Annotated in this window: 16 protein-coding genes; 7 read left to right on the forward strand and 9 right to left on the reverse strand. The window is 69.0% G+C overall.

Features of this window, described 5'->3' with window-relative positions:
- Positions 1-100: 100 nt before the first annotated feature.
- The 6 genes from IE269_RS23795 (at position 101) to mscL (ending at position 5,898) form a co-directional block, all read left to right on the forward strand.
- Positions 101-1,699, forward strand: coding sequence for a potassium/proton antiporter (locus IE269_RS23795; RefSeq protein ID WP_229898173.1), 1,599 nt, complete (start codon positions 101-103; stop codon positions 1,697-1,699).
- Positions 1,700-1,905: 206 nt separating this feature from the next.
- On the forward strand, positions 1,906-3,192 hold the full coding sequence (locus IE269_RS23800; RefSeq protein ID WP_189825149.1) for an MFS transporter: 1,287 nt from the start codon (positions 1,906-1,908) through the stop codon (positions 3,190-3,192).
- Between the two features lie 66 nt (positions 3,193-3,258).
- Positions 3,259-3,594 (forward strand): FmdB family zinc ribbon protein, encoded by a 336-nt coding sequence (locus IE269_RS23805; protein ID WP_189825150.1) that lies wholly within the window; start codon positions 3,259-3,261, stop codon positions 3,592-3,594.
- Between the two features lie 120 nt (positions 3,595-3,714).
- Complete coding sequence (locus IE269_RS23810; RefSeq protein ID WP_189825151.1) at positions 3,715-4,557, forward strand: S-methyl-5'-thioadenosine phosphorylase; 843 nt, start codon at positions 3,715-3,717, stop codon at positions 4,555-4,557.
- 159 nt (positions 4,558-4,716) lie between these two features.
- Positions 4,717-5,280 (forward strand): hypothetical protein, encoded by a 564-nt coding sequence (locus tag IE269_RS23815; protein ID WP_229898174.1) that lies wholly within the window; start codon positions 4,717-4,719, stop codon positions 5,278-5,280.
- Positions 5,281-5,430: 150 nt separating this feature from the next.
- Positions 5,431-5,898 carry a large conductance mechanosensitive channel protein MscL gene (mscL, locus tag IE269_RS23820; RefSeq protein WP_189825152.1) on the forward strand — a complete coding sequence of 156 codons (468 nt, stop codon included), beginning with the start codon at positions 5,431-5,433 and terminating at the stop codon, positions 5,896-5,898.
- 22 nt (positions 5,899-5,920) lie between these two features.
- On the opposite strand, the gene IE269_RS23825 is transcribed toward mscL, so the two are convergent.
- The 9 genes from IE269_RS23825 to pflB all read right to left on the reverse strand — a co-directional run bounded on the left by IE269_RS23825 (position 5,921) and on the right by pflB (position 16,125).
- A complete protein-coding gene (locus IE269_RS23825; RefSeq protein ID WP_189825153.1) occupies positions 5,921-6,124 on the reverse strand; it encodes a hypothetical protein in 204 nt (67 codons plus the stop codon).
- Between the two features lie 40 nt (positions 6,125-6,164).
- Positions 6,165-7,592: a NarK family nitrate/nitrite MFS transporter gene (locus IE269_RS23830; RefSeq protein ID WP_189825154.1), complete on the reverse strand. Its 1,428-nt coding sequence runs from the start codon at positions 7,590-7,592 to the stop codon at positions 6,165-6,167.
- A gap of 5 nt (positions 7,593-7,597) precedes the next feature.
- On the reverse strand, positions 7,598-8,038 hold the full coding sequence (locus tag IE269_RS23835; RefSeq protein WP_189825155.1) for a hypothetical protein: 441 nt from the start codon (positions 8,036-8,038) through the stop codon (positions 7,598-7,600).
- The gene (locus tag IE269_RS23840) at positions 8,035-8,721 is read right to left on the reverse strand and encodes a Rieske (2Fe-2S) protein (RefSeq protein WP_189825156.1); all 687 of its coding nucleotides are present in this window, start codon (positions 8,719-8,721) and stop codon (positions 8,035-8,037) included. The genes IE269_RS23835 and IE269_RS23840 overlap by 4 nt, the downstream gene beginning before the upstream one ends.
- Positions 8,718-9,317, reverse strand: coding sequence for a 4Fe-4S dicluster domain-containing protein (locus IE269_RS23845; protein WP_189825157.1), 600 nt, complete (start codon positions 9,315-9,317; stop codon positions 8,718-8,720). Before IE269_RS23845 ends, IE269_RS23840 begins: the two co-directional genes overlap by 4 nt.
- A 6-nt stretch (positions 9,318-9,323) precedes the next feature.
- Entirely contained in the window at positions 9,324-11,657 is a 2,334-nt protein-coding gene (locus IE269_RS23850) for a molybdopterin oxidoreductase family protein (RefSeq protein ID WP_229898175.1), read from the reverse strand.
- On the reverse strand, positions 11,654-12,787 hold the full coding sequence (locus tag IE269_RS23855) for an MFS transporter (RefSeq protein ID WP_189825159.1): 1,134 nt from the start codon (positions 12,785-12,787) through the stop codon (positions 11,654-11,656). The genes IE269_RS23850 and IE269_RS23855 overlap by 4 nt, the downstream gene beginning before the upstream one ends.
- A gap of 45 nt (positions 12,788-12,832) precedes the next feature.
- Entirely contained in the window at positions 12,833-13,669 is an 837-nt protein-coding gene (pflA, locus tag IE269_RS23860; protein ID WP_189825160.1) for a pyruvate formate-lyase-activating protein, read from the reverse strand.
- Positions 13,670-13,845: 176 nt separating this feature from the next.
- Positions 13,846-16,125 (reverse strand): formate C-acetyltransferase, encoded by a 2,280-nt coding sequence (pflB, locus tag IE269_RS23865; protein WP_189825161.1) that lies wholly within the window; start codon positions 16,123-16,125, stop codon positions 13,846-13,848.
- A 279-nt stretch (positions 16,126-16,404) separates the two neighbouring features.
- On the opposite strand from pflB, the gene IE269_RS23870 reads away from it, so the two are divergent.
- A complete protein-coding gene (locus IE269_RS23870) occupies positions 16,405-17,601 on the forward strand; it encodes a low temperature requirement protein A (protein ID WP_189825162.1) in 1,197 nt (398 codons plus the stop codon).

The raw sequence follows: 17,601 nt of genomic DNA on the forward strand, positions 1-17,601 counted from the left end.
CGTATGCCCTGCCGCTGGAGGAACGATCCGGCTGGCCCCAGGAAAGGACCGGCCCCTGACTGTCCACCAGCTCAATGAACTCCTGCTCATCTGCGCGGTCGTGCTGCTCGTCGCCGTCGCGGCGGTGCGGCTGTCCTCGCGCAGCGGGCTCCCCAGCCTGCTGATCTACCTCGGGATCGGTATCGCGCTGGGCCAGGACGGCATCGGCAACGTCGCGTTCGACAACGCCGAGCTGACGCAGGTGATCGGCTACGCCGCACTGGTCGTGATCCTGGCCGAGGGCGGCCTGGGCACGAAGTGGAAGGAGATCAAACCCGCGTTGCCGTCGGCAGTCGTCATGTCGACACTCGGCGTCGCGGTGAGCGTGGGGATCACCGCGGCCGGTGCGCACTATCTGGTGGGCCTCGACTGGCGGCAGGCGCTGATCATCGGCGCGGTGGTGTCCTCGACGGACGCGGCGGCGGTCTTCTCGGTACTGCGCAAGGTGCCGCTGCCTGCGCGTCTGACGGGCGTACTGGAGGCCGAGTCGGGCTTCAACGACGCCCCGGTGGTCATCCTGGTCGTGGCGTTCTCCACGGCCGGCCCCGTCGACCACTGGTATGTCCTGGTGGGCGAGATAGCCCTGGAGCTGGCGATCGGCGCGGCCATCGGTCTCGCGGTCGGCTGGCTCGGTTCGCTCGGTCTGCGCAGCGTGGCACTGCCCGCCTCCGGCCTGTACCCGATCGCGGTGATGGCCATCGCGGTCACCGCGTACGCGGCGGGCGCCATGGCACACGGCAGTGGCTTCCTCGCGGTCTACCTGGCCGCGATGATCATGGGTAACAGCAAACTTCCGCACTGGCCGGCCACCCGCGGTTTCGCCGACGGGCTCGGCTGGATCGCCCAGATCGGCATGTTCGTCCTGCTGGGCCTGCTGGTCACCCCGCACGAGCTGCTGGACGACATCTGGCCCGCGGTCATCGTCGGCCTGGTCCTGACGATGGTGGCCCGCCCCGCTTCCGTACTCATCAGCCTGCTGCCCTTCGGTACGTCCATGCGCGAGCAGGTGCTGCTGTCGTGGGCGGGGCTGCGCGGGGCGGTGCCCATCGTGCTGGCGACCATTCCGATGGTGGGCGGCGTCGAGGGTAGCGACCAGATCTTCAACATCGTCTTCGTGCTGGTCGTCGTCTACACGCTGGTGCAGGGGCCGACGCTGCCGTGGGTGGCGCGACGACTGAACCTCGGCGACGGCGCGGAGACCGCCGACCTCGGCATCGAGTCCGCACCGCTGGAGCGGCTGCGCGGTCACCTGCTGTCGGTGGCCATCCCGGAGAAGTCCCGGATGCACGGGGTCGAGGTGGCGGAACTGCGCCTGCCGCCGGGTGCCGCCGTCACCCTGGTGGTGCGGGACGGCACCAGCTTCGTACCGCTGCCCACGACGGTGCTGCGACGTGGCGACGAGCTGCTGGTGGTGGCCACCGATCCGGTACGGGATGCCGCTGAGCGGCGACTGCGGGCGGTCGGCCAGGGCGGCAAGCTGGCGGACTGGCTGGGCACTGGTGGCGAGCCGGCACCACGGCCGGCAACAGGGAAGGCGTCACGACAGGTGACAGGAAAGCCACCCGCGCCGACGGCGGGGACGGCGGCGAAGCCCGTGACGGGGATGCCGCAGGACCCGGTGACAGCGAAAGCAAGGACGACGGAGCAAAAGCCCCTGTAGCATGAAGGTGAATTGATCGACCAACTCTGCCTGACGCAGGGCTGGCGCGACCGCACGGCGGCCTGTCCCCATCACAAGGGGCGCCTGGTATCTACCGCCGGTCCTGCGCAAGAGGACAGCTCTCGGCGGCTTCCGCACGCACTGCGTGCCCGCGTACGACGTACGCGCAAAGGGATGCGCTACCAGGCGGCAGAAAGGCAAGGGCCGTGACGAACACGGTCACGACCGACGCCACGAAGACCGACAAGCGCCCCGGGTACGGACAACTGCTGCGTACGCCCGGGGCCTGGACGTTCCTGATTCCCGGGTTCCTGGCCCGGCAGCCCTTCGCGATGCTGACCATCGGCATCGTGCTGCTGGTGCAGCACACGACCGGCTCCTACGGCAGCGCGGGCATCGTGGCCGCCGTCACTGGTGTCTCGATGGCGCTGTTCGCGCCGCAGAGCGGCAAGCTCGCGGACCGCTTCGGGCAGCGTGCGGTGCTCCTGCCCGGCGTACTGGTGCACGCGGCGTCCGTGAGCGCCCTGACCGCGCTTGCGCTCGCCGACGCGCCCCTGTGGGCGCTCTTCGTCGCTGCCGTCCCCGCAGGTGCTTCGGTTCCGCAGGTGGGGCCGATGGTGCGGGCACGCTGGGCGGCGAAGCTGGAGGGTTCGCCGCTGATGTCGACGGCCGCGGCCTTCGAGTCGGTGACGGACGAGTTCACCTTCGTGGTGGGTCCGGTGCTGGCGACCGCTTTGTGCACCGGTGTGCATCCGGCGGCGGGGCTGATCGCCGAGGCGACGCTCACCCTGGCGGGCGGCCTGTTCTTCGCCGCCCAGCGCCGGACGCAGCCGGAGCCGAGCCGTCGCGCCGGTGAGGCGAAGGTCAAGCACGTCTCCGCGCTCTCCATCCCCGGTGTGCGGGTGCTCGCGGTGGCGTTCCTGGGCATCGGCTCCGTCTTCGGCGGCATGCAGGTCTCGCTGACCGCCTTCGCGCAGGAGGCGGGCAACCCGGGTATCAACGGACTGCTGTACGGGATCTTCGCGGGCGGCAACATGCTGGCGGGCATCGTCTGCGGCACCATCGCCTGGAAGATCGGGCCGCGCCGCCGTCTGATCGCCGGGTACATCGGCCTGACGCTGTTCGCCTCCGGTCTGTGGGCGGTGCACTCCGTGCCGCTGCTGGCGGGGCTGGGGCTGCTGGTCGGCCTGTGCATCGCGCCGGCGCTGATCACCGGCTACACCATGGTCGAGACGCTGGTGCCCGCCACCGCGCGCACTGAGGCGTTCACCTGGCTGACGGGTGCGGTCGCGTTCGGGCAGGCCATGGCGGTGACGGTGGCCGGGCGGCTGACCGACGCGCATGACTCCGGCGCCGGATTCCTGGTGCCGCTGGGCGGCACGGTGCTCGCCCTGGTGGTGCTCGTGGTGCTGCGCTCGCGCCTGTTGCCGCAGTCGTCGGGGCGGGTGGCGGCACGTGGTGTGGGTCACCGCGTGCCGGTCACGGTGGACTGATCCAGCGGAATACGTCACTATGGACCGTCGTTAGCACTCATCGAGTGAGAGTGCCAGGAGGAGCAAGTGCCGACCTACCAGTACCAGTGCACCGCATGCGGCGAAGGCCTTGAGGCAGTGCAGAAGTTCACCGATGACGCACTGACCGAGTGCCCGGCCTGCAAGGGACGCCTGAAGAAGGTCTTCTCCGCGGTCGGCATCGTCTTCAAGGGCTCCGGTTTCTACCGGAACGACAGCCGCGGCTCCTCGTCGAGCAGCACGCCGGCCTCGTCCTCGAAGACCGCTTCGTCGTCGTCCTCGTCGAGCTCGGACTCGAAGCCCGCGGCATCGTCGTCGACCACGTCGTCTTCGTCGTCCGCGTCTTCGTCGAGCTCCTCCACGGGGTCGTCCTCGGCCGCCTGAGGCATCTGCCGAGGCATTCGCTTTCCGGTTTTCCCGAAGTCCCCGCTGTCGTTCGCGACGGCGGGGACTTCGGCGTTCCCGGGCCAGGGCCACGCGCGGGCCGGGACTAGGGTGACGGCCATGGTGAACGCAGCGCAGGCAGAGATCGGTGTCATCGGCGGATCGGGCTTCTACTCCTTCCTGGAGGACGTGACCGAGATCCAGGTGGACACTCCGTACGGCAGCCCCAGCGACTCCCTGTTCCTTGGTGAGATCGCCGGCCGGAAGGTGGCGTTCCTGCCCCGGCACGGACGAGGCCATCACCTTCCGCCGCACCGCATCAACTACCGGGCCAACCTGTGGGCGCTGCGCTCGGTGGGCGCCCGCCAGGTGCTGGGGCCCTGTGCGGTGGGCGGGCTGCGGGCCGAGTACGGTCCGGGCACGCTGCTGGTGCCGGACCAGTTGGTGGACCGTACGAAGGCCAGGACCCAGACGTACTACGACGGCGTCACGCCCGTGGACGGCGTGCTGCCCGAAGTTGTGCACATGTCGTTCGCCGACCCGTACTGCCCCGTGGGGCGCGGTGTCGCGTTGGAGGCCGCGCGGGGGCGGGACTGGGAGCCGGTGGACGGCGGGACGCTGGTGGTCGTCGAGGGGCCGCGCTTCTCGACCCGCGCCGAATCGGTGTGGCACGCGTCGATGGGGTGGTCGGTGGTCGGCATGACCGGGCACCCGGAGGCGGTGCTCGCACGTGAACTGGGGCTTTGCTACACGTCGATGACACTGGTCACGGACCTGGACGCGGGTGCGGAGACGGGTGAGGGCGTCAGCCACGAGGAGGTCCTCAAGGTGTTCGGGGCGAACGTGGACCGGCTGCGTGGGGTGCTGTTCGACGCGGTGGCGGGGCTGCCGGCGAACGCGACGCGTGACTGCCTGTGTGCGCACGCGCTGGACGGGATCGAGACGGGGATCGCGCTGCCCTGACGGCAGTTGTGTCGCCCTGACATCGGGTTTTCCCTCGTAGGGGTGAGCGAGTTCTCCACAGGTTGGGGGCTGTCCACAGGGTCGGGTGGGATCGGCGCGGAACGTGGATCGTGAGGAGTTCCAGTCCGTGCACCCGACGTGATCCGGTGGTGATTCTCCGTGTCCTCGCTCGCCCCTTCTCCCCCGCTGCCCCTGCCCGCGCTGTCCGCGCCCGAGCCGTGCGGTGTGCCCGAGTTCGCTCCGTTGCGGGTGCGAGGGGGTGGCGGCCGACATCGGCTGCGCAAGGCGGTCAGGCGCAGGCGGCGGGCGATGGCTGCCGGACTCGCGGTGTCCGCCGCCGCGTTGGCCGCTGCGACACCGCGGGCCACGGAGCGTACCGGTACGGCTACGCAGGCGGTCGAGGGTGCGGGGCAACAGCACCGTCGGACGCCGGCGCGTACCGAGGTGGTGTCCGCGCCGGTACGGATCGCCGACGCGGCGACCGTACGACTGCTGCGGCGCGGGGACCGGGTCGACGTGATCGCTTCTGCCAACTCGCCCACCAGCGACGGCGGTTCTCCGGCCAAGGTGGTGGCCGCCGGTGTTCGAGTGGCTGAAGTGCCGGAACCGGGGCAGACTTCTGCGGACGGCGGGGCACTGGTGGTGCTGTCCGTTCCTCGCGCGACCGCGGCTCAGCTGGCGGGTGCGGGGGCGACGTCCCGGCTGGCGGTGACGCTGTGTTGATCAGTGTGCTGATTGACGGAGCGCAGATTCGCGCTGACGAACAGTGGGGTCACCGATTCGAGTTGCCGGATTGGACAGCGGCAACCGGTGCTGCCAAGAGTTGCGGAGATATTTGCACCGCCCCCTGCACATGCGAAAAGAGGCTCGTTCGTGAGCGACGAGAAGACCAGCCTGCTGGAAGGCTTCAAGGCCTTCCTGATGCGCGGCAATGTGATCGATCTCGCGATCGCCGTTGTCATCGGTGCCGCGTTCACCAACATCGTGAACTCGATCGTCAAGGGCGTGATCAATCCGCTTGTCGGCGCCTTCGGCACGCAGGACCTGGAGAAGTACAGCTCCTGCCTGAAGGATCCGTGCAAGGTCGTCGACGGTCAGATGCAGGGCATCCCGATCATGTGGGGATCGGTCCTGAGCGCCGCACTGAGCTTCCTGATCACCGCCGCGGTCGTCTACTTCCTGATGGTCCTGCCGATGGCGAAGTACCTCGCCAGGCGCGCGGCGAAGGAGAAGGCGAAGGAGGCGACCGAGGAGGTCATGGAGGCCACCGAGGTCGAGCTCCTCAAGGAGATCAGGGACGCCCTGGTCGCGCAGCGCGGGTCCGGGCACAACAACCCCTAGCCCCGCAGTCGCCGCTGTCGGATCAGACGTGGTGCGGCGGCTTCTCGTCCAGGAAACGGGCGAGGTCCGCCGTCCCACCGCTGGTGGTGGGACGGTCGCCCCAGCCCCGGTCCGTGTCGTCCGACGACTGCTGGTCCAGCGGATCGTCGAAGACCAGACCGGGCCTGGGGCGCGACGCCGGTTCGGGCAGGCCCGCGGCTGGGACGGCGTGGTCGGAGGTGTTCATTTCTCCAGGGTACGGCGGGGGTGCGGGGCCAGGGCCCCGGTCAGCTGGGGGCCTCCGCGTTCTTGCGGGCGTAGAACCACCAGCAGACCACCAGGCACGTGACGTAGAAGCCCACGAACACCCAGAGGGAATTGACCACGGGGAAGTTCGCGAACATCGCCGGGATGAAGAAGAAGCCGTAGGCCGCGATGGCCGAGCTGAAGCCGGTGACGGCGCCCGCCTCCATCTCGGACTGCTTGAGAGCCTTCGCCTGGACTGCCTCGCCCTGGCCGGCCGCCTCCATCAGGTGCTGGTTGCGGAAGATCACCGGGATCTGGCGGAAGGTCGAGCCGTTGCCCAGGCCGCAGAAGAAGAACGCGACGAGGAAGCCGGCGTAGAAGACCCAGAAGTTACCGTTGTTGCCGCCGCTGGGCAGAGCGTTGATCACGACGATCAGGGCCACGCCCATGCCGACGAACGACAGCATGGTGACGCGGGCGCCGCCCATCTTGTCGGAGAGCCAGCCGCCGCCCCAGCGGGCGAGCGCGCCGACGAAGGGGCCGATCCAGGCGTACGTGGTCGCCGAGTAGGCCGAGTTGATCGGTGTGAACGTGGTGTTGATCAGGTTCGGCAGGGCCGCGGCGAAGCCGATGAAGGAGCCGAAGGTACCGACGTACAGCCAGGTCATCAGCCAGTTGTGCTTGCGCTTGAAGATGATCTTCTGCTGGCTGAACGGGGCGGCGGCGACCTTGAGGTCGTTCATCAGGAACCAGGCCAGCAGCGCCATGATCACCAGCAGGGGCACCCAGAGGAACGCGCCGTTCTGGAGCCAGACCTCGTCACCGGTCTTCTTGCTGGTCAGCGCCTTGCCAGCCGGGGGACCGAGGACGGCGGCGGTGACTACGAGCGGGGCGATCAGCTGGACGACGGAGACGCCGAGGTTGCCGAGGCCGCCGTTCATGCCGTTGGCGTTGCCCTTCTCCCGTTTGGGGAAGAAGAAGCCGATGTTGGCCATGGAGGAGGCGAAGTTCGCGCCGCCGAGACCGCAGAGGGCGGCGATCAGGACCATCTCCCAGTACGGGGTGGAGGTGTCCTGGAGCGCGAAGCCGAGCCAGAGCAGCGGGGCGATCAGGATGATCGTGGAGAACGCGGTGAACTTCCGCTCGCCGAAGATCGGCCCGATGAAGGTGTAGAGGATCCGGAAGGTGCCGCCGGTGATGCCGGGGACGGCGGTCAGCCAGAACAGCTGCGACTTGGAGAAGCCGAAGCCGACGTCGCCGAGCTTGACGACGGTCACCGACCAGACCTGCCAGACGACGAATCCCAGCATCAGGGCGGGGACCGAGATCCACAGGTTGCGGCTGGCGACCTTGCGGCCGGTGGACTGCCAGAAGGACTCGTCCTCGGGGCGCCAGTCGTTGATGGTCGTGCCCGGCTTGTACGTGTCGACTCCCTGGGCCGGGGAGCCTGTGGGGGGTGCCGTTGCCATGGGAGTCACCTGTCCTTGGGGTCGATGAGCCAGAGAAGGAGGACGACCACGAAGGAAAGGCACAGGAAGCCCGCGCCCCACCAGGCGGTGGTGGTGTCGCCCTTCATCCACTCGTTGACGGTGATGAACAGCGCCCAGAGCTGGCCGATGACCACCGTCATGGCGAGCGTGAGGCGGGCGTTGAACTTGGCTGCGCGTTCGGGTTCCTGCTCGGTGCCGGCGCCGGGGCCCGGCCCGGTGTGACGGACGCGGGGGTCGCCGTAGCCGCTGGTCGGGCGGATCTGGGGGTAGCGCTCGTGGACCGGGCGGTTCAGCCTCGGGTCGGCGCTGCCGGGGTGGTAGACGGGGCGCGGCGGGAGGCCGGGCCCCGTGTTCGGGGACGGGGCGTGGTTCGGGGATGGGGCGTTCGGGAGCGGGGGGTTCGGGGGCGGGGTCGGTTCGCTCATGTCTGCCTGCTCTGCTGGCGGGGCTCGGACTGCGGATTGCGGCGCAGGGCAGCTCCCGGGCAGCCGATCCGGGCCGCGAACTCGGGGCGCTCGTCGATGATCTGGCGGCACAGGCCGTCCTCGACGCTCTCGCCGGAGCGGGTGGTGCCGATGGCCCAGATGCTGCCGTCGACCTCCTCGACGACCACCACCTTGGGCAGGCCGCGGGGTGGCGGGCCGGCGGTGACCTCGCCGGTGCGGGCGTCGAAGATGCCTTCGTGGCAGGGGCAGTACAGCTCGCCCTCGGAGCCGCGTTCCTTGCGCCACAGGACGGCGCAGGCCAGGTGCGTACAGACGGCGGAGTAGCCGACGAGGGAGCCGTCGGCGAGGCGGATGGCGACGGCGCGGTCCTCGTCGCCGGGGTAGCGGAAGGCGATCGACTCGCCGGTGGGGAGTTCGTCGGCGATCTTCTTGGCCTTGGGGACGCCGTCGCCCTCGGGGTCGCCGTGGCGGTGCAGCACTCCCCCGGCGACCGCCAGGCCGCCGACGGCGAGGCCGCCGGAGACGGTGGCGACGATCCGCAGGTAGTCGCGGCGGGAGGTGAGGGAGTCGGCGCTGATCCGGTCGTGGAGTGCGGCCTGGGCGGCGTCGGCGTCCTCGGGGAGGCGGGTGTCGCCGGGGGACGGTGGCTGGACTGTGCTCATCGGACGTCGACTCCGTTCACCTCGACGACCGGGAGCCCGCCGGGCACCGGCCACTGGACCTTGTCGGCGGGGACGACCATCGCGACCCCGGTGGAGACCATCACGTCGCCGAACGCGAAGGAGTCGGCGACCTGCACGCCGGGGCGTTCGGCCTGGAGCTCTTCGAGGGTTCCGTAGAAGAGGGCGCCGGTGGGGCAGACCGTGGCGCACATGGGGGCGAGACCGTAGGCGGTGCGGTCGTAGCAGAGGTTGCACTTCATCTGCAGCTTGGCTTCGAGGTCGATCTTGGGAACGCCGAAGGGGCAGGCGTTGACGCAGTTGGCGCAGCCGATGCAGCGGGTGGTGTCGGCCTGCTGCACCACGCCGTCGGCGGTGATCAGGATCGCCTCGGCGGGGCACACCTCGGCGCAGGGCGCGATCGGGTCCTCGCAGTGCATGCAGACGGTGGGCAGCGAGGCGACAGACTGGCCGGGGTCGGTGTAGTCGAGGTGGATCATCGACTTGCCGCGGTGCGAGTCGCATTCGCGGCAGGCTGAGACACACGCCTGGCAGCCGATGCAGCGGCCCGGGTCGATGAAGATCGTTTTACCCATCATGGCTGGTCAGCGCCTCTCTTCTGCGGTCGCCCTGCCCTGGGGGGCGGTGGGCGGCAGGGTGTCGGTGCGGGAGACCTGGGTCTCCGGGTACGCCACGTGGCCGGGCGCGACGGGTGGGGCCGGGACCTCGTCGATGGAGTCGGCGCGCTCGATGCGGCAGGCGCAGACCTTGTACTCCGGGATCTTGGAGCGGGGGTCCAGGGCGTCGATGGTGAGGATGTTGGCGGCCGTCGGCGAGGGCCAGTGGTAGGGGACGAAGAAGGTGTCGGGGCGGATCGCCTCGGTGACGAGGGCAGGGAAGACGGCGCTGCCGCGGCGGGTGACGACGCGTACCGGATCACCGTTCTGGAAGCCGTGCGAGGGGTGCACTTCCACCCACGGGCGCGGGGTCTGCTCGACCAGTGCGCCCAGGCGCCGGGTCTGGTTGCCGGAGAGGAAGTGGGCGACGGTGCGGCCCGTGGTGAGCGACATCGGGAAGTCGTCGTCGTACGGATCCATCGGCTGGTGCCACTCGACGACCTGGAGGTGGATCTTGCCGTCGGGGTGGTAGGTCTTGCCGTCCTCGAAGAGGCGGGGGGTGCCGGGGTGCTCGGTGTCCGGGCAGGGCCAGGCGATGCCGCCGGTCTCCTCCAGGCGCTCGTAGGTGATGCCGTAGTAGTCGTTGACGGTGCCGGAGGAGGCGGTGCGCAGTTCCTCGAAGACCTCGCGGGAGCCGGCGAAGGCGAACTTGTCGCCGAAGCCCAGGCGCTGGGCGAGCTGGCACATCACCCACGTGTCGGTGCGTACGCCCGCCGGGGGTTCCTGCGCCTTGTTGTGCTTGACGACGCGGGCCTCGGCGTTGGCCATCACGCCCTCGTCCTCGGCCCAGGTGGTGACGGGGAAGACGACGTGCGCGTTGGCGGCCGTCTCGGAGAGGAAGAAGTCGAACTGGGCGTGGAACTCGGTGGCGTCGTACCCCTCCTTGACCACCCGGTAGTTGGGGAGGGAGACGAAGGGGTTGTTGCACACGCCGATCAGGCCGCGGATCTCGCCGCGTTGCATCTGCCAGACCATTTCCATCATCGAAGTGCCAGCGGGCGGCAGTTCGGATTCTTCGATGCCCCAGATCTCGCAAATCTGGCGGCGGTGCTCGTCGTTCATGATCGAGCGGCCGCCGGGCAGCATGTCGGACTTCTGGCCGTGCTCGCGGCCGCCCTGGCCGTTGCCCTGGCCGGTGATGGTGCCGTAACCGGCGCCGGGCTTGCCGATGTTGCCGGTGGCGACGCACAGGTTGATGACGGACAGGCAGTTCTCGACGCCCTGCGAGTGGTGCTCGATGCCGCGCGCGTGCCACGCCATCGACTTGCCCGCGCCCGCGAACACCCGGGCGACCTGCTCGATCTGCGCGGCCGGCACCCCGCAGATCTCCGCCGAGCGCTCCGGCGGGTACTCGGCGACCTTGGCCCTGACCTCGTCCCAGCCGGTGGTGTTGGCGGCCAGGTACGCGGCGTCGACGAGGTTCTCCCGTACGACGACATGGAGGACGGCGTTGAAGAACGCCGAGTCCGTGCCCGGCTTGAGGGCGACGTGGATGTCGGCGGTGCGCGCGATGGCCGTCTCGCGCGGGTCGACGACGATCAGCACCGCACCCCGGTCGCGCGCCCCCCACAGGTACTGCGTCATCACCGGGAAGCACTCACCGACGTTGGAGCCCGCGATCAGCAGGCAGTCGGTGAGGAGGATGTCGGAGAAGGGGTTGCCGGCGCGGTCGATGCCGAAGGCGAGCTTGTTGGCGCCGGCGGCGGAGACCATGCACAGGCGACCGTTGTAGTCGACATGTCGTGTTTTGAGGGCGACCCTCGCGAACTTGCCGACCAGGTACGTCTTCTCCGAGAAGAGGCTCGCGCCGCCGAGCAGGCCAAACGCGTCATTGCCGTACGCCTGCTGGATACGACGCACCTCGGACGCGGTGAAGTCCAGCGCCTCCTCCCAGGAGACCTCCCGGAACTCCTCGTTCCGCGAGCGGCGCATCAGCGGGGCGGTGAGCCGGTCGGGGTGGTTGACCTGCTGGTAGGCGTTGATGCCCTTGGGGCACAGGCGCATGCGGTTGATGTCGTGGTTGCGGGGTTCGACGCCGAAGACCTTGCCGCCTTTGTCGACCCGCAGGTACATGCCGCACTGCACGCCGCAGAAACAGCAGTGGGTGGGGACGAGGGTCTCGCCGTTCTGGTCGGCGTGCCACTGGTCGGCGGGGATGCCGCCGGCGTCGCGGAAGCCGCGGGTGCCGGGCGGGGCGATGGAGGGGTCCAGGGGGACGTGGGCCCGTACGGTCGGTCCCAGCGGGACGTCTTGCGCGGTCACTTGAAGCCCTTCTTGACGTGCGAGAGGTAGGCGTTGCCCCGCAGTTCGCGCTTGCAGCGCGGGCAGTACTCGGCCCATTCGGCGAAGTCGAGCTTCAGGTCGCGCATGGTGGCTTCGAGGTTCTCGACGTACGGAGCGGTGTCGATCGGCGTGTTGCAGCGGCGGCAGTGGAAGACCTCGTCCTTCTGCCGCGCCGTGTACTTGAAGAGCTGCATGCCGACGGCGGCGGGCCGCTGCACGATGTGGAAGAACTTCCCGAACGGGATGTAGATGAGCGTGAAGACGACCGACACCATGTGCAGCAGCGCCAGGAACTCGTAGCCGCCGCCGTGCAGGAAGATCGACGAGAAGGTGAGCAGCAGGCCGGTCACCGAGATGACGATCAGTGCGATGAGCGGTACGAGGTCGTACGCGAAGCGCTGACCGGTCATCGCGCCGCGGTCCTTCATCCGCCGGTACAGGAAGTACGAGGCGCCGGGGATGACCAGTACGGCGGCGACGTCCAGGCCGTGGAACATCAGCCAGCCGATGAGGCTGGAGGAGTCGTAGCCGAGGACCTTGAAGCCCCAGATCCGCATCTCGTAGCCGGGGCCCGAGCCGGTCGACGACGTGAAGGTGAACCAGCCCCAGGTGAGCGGGAAGGTGATCGCGGCGGCGAGGATGCAGCCCCAGAAGATGAGCTGGTGGGCGGCCCAGCGGGCGTGGCTGCGGGCGCCGAGGAACTTCTGGAAGCCGAGGTAGGTCGCGATCATCTTCGGCAGCGCGGTGGGCGCCTTGCGGAAGTTCTCGGCGGAGAAGAGGCTGCCCCACCCCTTGGTGAACAGGCGGCGGGCGCCGGGGGCCGAGACCCAGACGGTGTACCGGTATGCGACACCGAACGCCAGGAAGACCGTCGCCACGGCGTAGGGGATGAGCGCGGAGTCGAAGTCGCGCAGCATCCGGCTGCCGAAGTAGATCGCGAGGATCAGGAGCAGCGAGACGGCGGTGGCCACCAGGGTGGCGCGGCGTGTCACCGACGGGGTGGGCCGCGGGGAGGGACCGACGGGTGTTCCCCCTGCGCCCGCAGGGGGAACACCCCCTGGAATGGGGGGTGCGGTCGGGTCCGGTGCGGAGGGTGAGGGCTCGGTCACCCCCTCAAATTAGGGCGAAGGGTGCACTTTCACCCCTCGGCGCACTCAAACGGCGTACAGACCGTGTCCCTGAAAGATCTCCCTGGCCGCCGCCACTTCGGCCGGGCCCGGCGACGGGGTGTCGTGCAGCGTGAAGGTCTTGCCGAGCGCCTCCCACTTGGCCTCGCCCAGCTTGTGGAAGGGCAGGATGTCGACCCGGGAGACGACCCCGAGCGAGGCGGCGAAGGCGGCGACGCCCTCGACGTTCGCGGGGTCGTCGGTCAGGCCCGGCACGAGGACGAAACGTACGTGCACCTGCTTGTCGAGGGCGGCCAGGCGCCGAGCGAAGTCCAGGGTGGGCTGGAGCTCGCGGCCCGTGACCTTGGTGTACGTCGCCGGGTCCCAGGACTTGATGTCGAGGAGGACGAGGTCGACGTCGCGGAGCATGGCGTCGGTGGCGCGCGCGCCGAGGAAGCCCGAGGTGTCCAGGGCGGTGTGCAGGCCCAGCTCGTGCTTGAAGCGGTGGAAGAGCTCGCCGGCGAAGACCGGCTGGAGGAGGGGTTCGCCGCCGCTGATGGTGGCGCCGCCGCCGGAGGCCCGGATGAAGGTCGTGTACTTGGCGGCTTCGGCGACGATGTCGTCGGCCGCGTACCGCTTCCCGTTGCGCATCTTCATGGTGTCGGGGTTGTGGCAGTACAGGCAGCTCAGCGGGCAGCCGGAGAGGAACGTGACGAACCGGGTGCCGGGCCCGTCGACGCCGGTGGACAGGTCCCAGGAGTGCACCGAGCCGCTGATGGGGCGCTGGGTCGCGGCGCCGGCCGGGGTGGCGCCCTCGGGGGCGGCGGGGGCGGCGGGGGCGGCGGCCCGTACGGGGATCTCGTTCCCGAGCAGTACGGCGGTCATGGCAGGAGCCTCCTGGGAGGAGTGGAGAAACGTTTTCGTACGGCACCGGGACCGGGTGAGGGTCAGGGGGATCGGCCCCGGCGCCGTACGGATCGTGGGGCCCGCCGCCGCCTCGTGGTGAGAGGCGGCGGGCCGGTCCCGCGGACAGGGGGGTTGCCGCGGGACGTCCTGGGGCTCTAGAGCGAGCCGTGGAAGGTGCGGTTGATGACGTCGAGCTGCTGCTCGCGGGTCAGCCGCACGAAGTTGACCGCGTAGCCGGAGACCCGGATGGTCAGCTGCGGGTAGTTCTCCGGGTGCTCCATGGCGTCTTCGAGCATCTTCTTGTCGAGCACGTTGACGTTCATGTGGAAGCCGTTGCTGGCCATGAACCCGTCGAGGACGCCGGAGAGGTTCTGCACCCGCTCCTCGGCGGTGCGGCCGAGCGCGTCCGGGGTGATGGTGTTGGTCAGCGAGATGCCGTCCTCGGCGTCGTCGTACGGCAGCTTGGCGACCGACAGCGCGGAGGCGATGTAGCCGTGCTCGTCGCGTCCGTTCATCGGGTTGGCGCCGGGCGCGAACGGGGTGCCGGCGCGGCGGCCGTCGGGGGTGTTGCCGGTCTTCTTGCCGTAGACCACGTTTGAAGTGATCGTGAGCACAGATTGTGTGTGCACGGCGTCGCGGTAGGTCGGGTGCTTGCGGATCTTCTGCATGAAGTCCTGGACGATGCGCTTGGCGATGGCGTCCGCGCGGTCGTCGTTGTTGCCGTACGCCGGGTACTCGCCCTCGATCTCGTAGTCGACCGCGAGACCGGTCTCGTCCCGGATGATCTTGACCTTGGCGTGCTTGATGGCCGAGAGGGAGTCGGCGGCGACCGACAGGCCGGCGATGCCGCAGGCCATGGTGCGCAGGATCTCCTGGTCGTGCAGGGCCATCTCGATGCGCTCGTACGCGTACTTGTCGTGCATGTAGTGGATGACGTTCAGCGCGTGCACGTACGTCTTGGCCAGCCAGTCCAGCATCGCGTCGTAACGCGGGGCGATGTCCTCGTAGTCGAGGTAGTCGCCGGTGACCGGCTCGAAGCCGTTCACCACGGTCTTCCCGGACTTCTCGTCGCGGCCGCCGTTGATCGCGTACAGCAGCGCCTTGGCGACGTTGACCCGGGCGCCGAAGAACTGCATCTGCTTGCCGACGGCCATCGCCGAGACGCAGCACGCGATGGCGGTGTCGTCGCCGTACTTCGGGCGCATCAGTTCGTCGGACTCGAACTGGATCGCCGAGGTGTCGATGGCGACCTGGGACGCATAGTCCTTGAAGCCCTTGGGGAGCTGCTGCGACCAGAAGACGGTCAGGTTGGGCTCCGGCGCCGGGCCGAGGTTGTAGAGCGTCTGCAGGGCGCGGAAGGTGGTGCGCGAGACCAGCGGGCGGCCGTCCTCGCCGATGCCGGCCATCGACCAGGTCACCCAGGTCGGGTCGCCGGAGTACAGCTCGTTGTACTCCGGGGTGCGCAGGAAGCGGACGATGCGGAGCTTGATGACGAAGTCGTCGATGAACTCCTGGGCCTGCTCCTCGGTGATGAGGCCCTTCTCGATGTCGCGCTGGAGGTAGATGTCGAGGAAGTTGTCGATGCGGCCGATCGACATGGCCGCGCCGTTCTGCTCCTTCACGGCGGCCAGGTACGCGAAGTACAGCCACTGGACGGCCTCGCGGCCGGTCTTCGCCGGGCCCGAGATGTCGTAGCCGTAGGAAGCGGCCATCGACTTGAGCTCGTTCAGCGCCTTGATCTGCTCGGAGATCTCCTCGCGGTCACGGATGACGTGCTCGGTGGCCCACTGCTCGCCCAGGCGCGCCTTGTCGGCCGCCTTCGCGTCGATAAGTCGATCTACGCCGTACAGGGCGACGCGGCGGTAGTCGCCGATGATGCGGCCGCGGCCGTACGCGTCGGGCAGGCCGGTGATGATGCCGGAGGAGCGGCAGGCGCGGATCTCGGGGGTGTACGCGTCGAAGACGCCCTCGTTGTGGGTCTTGCGCAGGTGGGTGTAGACCTCGCGGACCTCGGGGTCGGTTTCGTAGCCGTACGCGTTGAGGGCGCTCTCGACCATGCGCCAGCCGCCGTTGGGCATGATGGCGCGCTTGAGGGCGCCGTCGGTCTGGAGGCCGACGATGAGGTCCTTGTCGGCGTCGATGAAGCCGGGGGCGAAGGCGTCGATGCGCGACGGGGTCTTCACGTCGACGTCGTAGATGCCCTTGCTGTTCTCCTCGGGGAACATCCCCAGGAGCTTCTGCCACACGGCGGTGGTGCGCTCGGTGGGGCCCGCGAGGAAGGCGGCGTCGCCCTCGTACGGGGTGTAGTTCCGCTGCACGAAGTCGCGGACGTCGACCGCGTCGCGCCACAGACCGTCCTGGAAACCGTCCCAGGCGTCTGTGACCTCTGTGGCCTGCATGCTGTTCGCCGCGGTGTCCACGGGGGCTGTGGTCATCGTCCGCACCTTCCGTTCCTGCTTCGTCGCTACATCCCCATTCGACTCCTGTCGCGCCCTTCGTGCAGCGCGCAATGGTCCTCAGTCGAGGACCCAAAGGCCCTACTTTTGACCCACCGAGGCGGGATTCACCGCCCTGACCTGCACTTTTCGTCGGGACTAAAGTCATTAGCCCGCTTGTGAATGCATTCACAAAAGATTTCCCGCCGGTACGCAAGAGCCTCCCCCGTGCGATCGTTCCGCGCGCGCTCCGCCCCCTCCTCTGGTCTCTTGGTACGTATGAGCCATCCCGCCCCGACCGGCCTCCTGCGCCGGATGACGTCGCGCAGCCCCGACGAGGGACACCGCGCGGCCACTGTGCTGGAACTGTTCTTCGACCTGTGTTTCGTCGTCGCCGTCGCCCAGGCCGGTGTGCGTCTGGTGCACGCCGTCGCGGAGGGCCATTTCGGCAGCGGCATCCTCGGCTACGTGCTGGTGTTCTTCGCGATCTGGTGGGCGTGGATGAACTTCACCTGGTTCGCCTCGGCCTACGACAACGACGATGTGTTCTACCGCATCGCCGTACTGGTGCAGATCGCGGGCGTCCTGGTGTTCGCGGCGGGCATCCCGCGCGCCTCCGACGACGGCAACTGGGCGGTGTGCATCGTCGGTTACGTCGTGATGCGCCTCGCGATGACCTGCCAGTGGCTGCGGGTCGCCCGGCACAACAGCGGCGCGGAGCGCTCCATGGCGCTCAAGTACGCCATCGGGCTGGTGATCTGCCAGGTCGGCTGGCTGGCGATGCTGTTCGCCCCGGAGGGGGCGCGCATGTACTTCTTCGTGATCCTGGGGCTGGCCGAGCTGAGCGTGCCGCTGATCGCCGAGAAGGGCTTCAACACCACCTGGCACCCGCACCACATCGCCGAGCGGTACGGCCTGTTCACCATCATCGTGCTGGGCGAGTCCATCACCGCGGCCACCATCGCCGTGCAGGAGGGCCTGGACGAGCACGAGGCACTGGGCGAGCTGCTGTCGATCGCCGGCGGCGGACTGCTGATCGTCTTCGGCGCCTGGTGGATCTACTTCGCCTCACCGGCGCAGGACCGTCTCACCACGATGCGGCGGGCCATCACCTGGGGTTACGGTCACCTGCTCATCCTGGGGTCGGCGGCGGCCATCGGCGCGGGCATCGAGGTCGCGGTCGAGCAGGTCACCGGCAAGGCGCACATCTCCCCCGTCGCGGCGACGGCGGCGGTGACGATCCCCACCGCGCTGTTCCTGTTCACCGGCTGGTTCCTCCAGGCCCGGCACTTCAAGCGGGACGCGGCGGAGAAGGCGCTGATGCCGGTGACGGTGGTCGTGGTGCTCGCCTGCACGTTTCTGGGCACCTGGGGCGTGCTGGCGGCGGGCATCGTGATGGCGGCGGCCGTGACGATCGGCGTACTGCTGTCGAACCGCCCCGACAGCGCGAGTCTTCGCAAGCCACAAGTGGCGTGA

Source organism: Streptomyces spiroverticillatus (genome assembly GCA_014650415.1).
GTDB classification, from domain to species: domain Bacteria; phylum Actinomycetota; class Actinomycetes; order Streptomycetales; family Streptomycetaceae; genus Streptomyces; species Streptomyces spiroverticillatus.

Bases quoted from the DNA above. Each gene is read 5' to 3' on its own strand.
- IE269_RS23845 (WP_189825157.1), bottom strand. From the start codon at position 9,317: ATGATGGGTAAAACGATCTTCATCGACCCGGGCCGCTGCATCGGCTGC.
- pflA (WP_189825160.1), bottom strand. From the start codon at position 13,669: ATGACCGCCGTACTGCTCGGGAACGAGATCCCCGTACGGGCCGCCGCC.
- IE269_RS23840 (WP_189825156.1), bottom strand. From the start codon at position 8,721: ATGAGCACAGTCCAGCCACCGTCCCCCGGCGACACCCGCCTCCCCGAG.
- IE269_RS23870 (WP_189825162.1), top strand. From the start codon at position 16,405: ATGAGCCATCCCGCCCCGACCGGCCTCCTGCGCCGGATGACGTCGCGC.
- pflB (WP_189825161.1), bottom strand. From the start codon at position 16,125: ATGACCACAGCCCCCGTGGACACCGCGGCGAACAGCATGCAGGCCACA.
- IE269_RS23825 (WP_189825153.1), bottom strand. From the start codon at position 6,124: ATGAACACCTCCGACCACGCCGTCCCAGCCGCGGGCCTGCCCGAACCG.
- IE269_RS23830 (WP_189825154.1), bottom strand. From the start codon at position 7,592: ATGGCAACGGCACCCCCCACAGGCTCCCCGGCCCAGGGAGTCGACACG.
- IE269_RS23810 (WP_189825151.1), top strand. From the start codon at position 3,715: ATGGTGAACGCAGCGCAGGCAGAGATCGGTGTCATCGGCGGATCGGGC.
- IE269_RS23835 (WP_189825155.1), bottom strand. From the start codon at position 8,038: ATGAGCGAACCGACCCCGCCCCCGAACCCCCCGCTCCCGAACGCCCCA.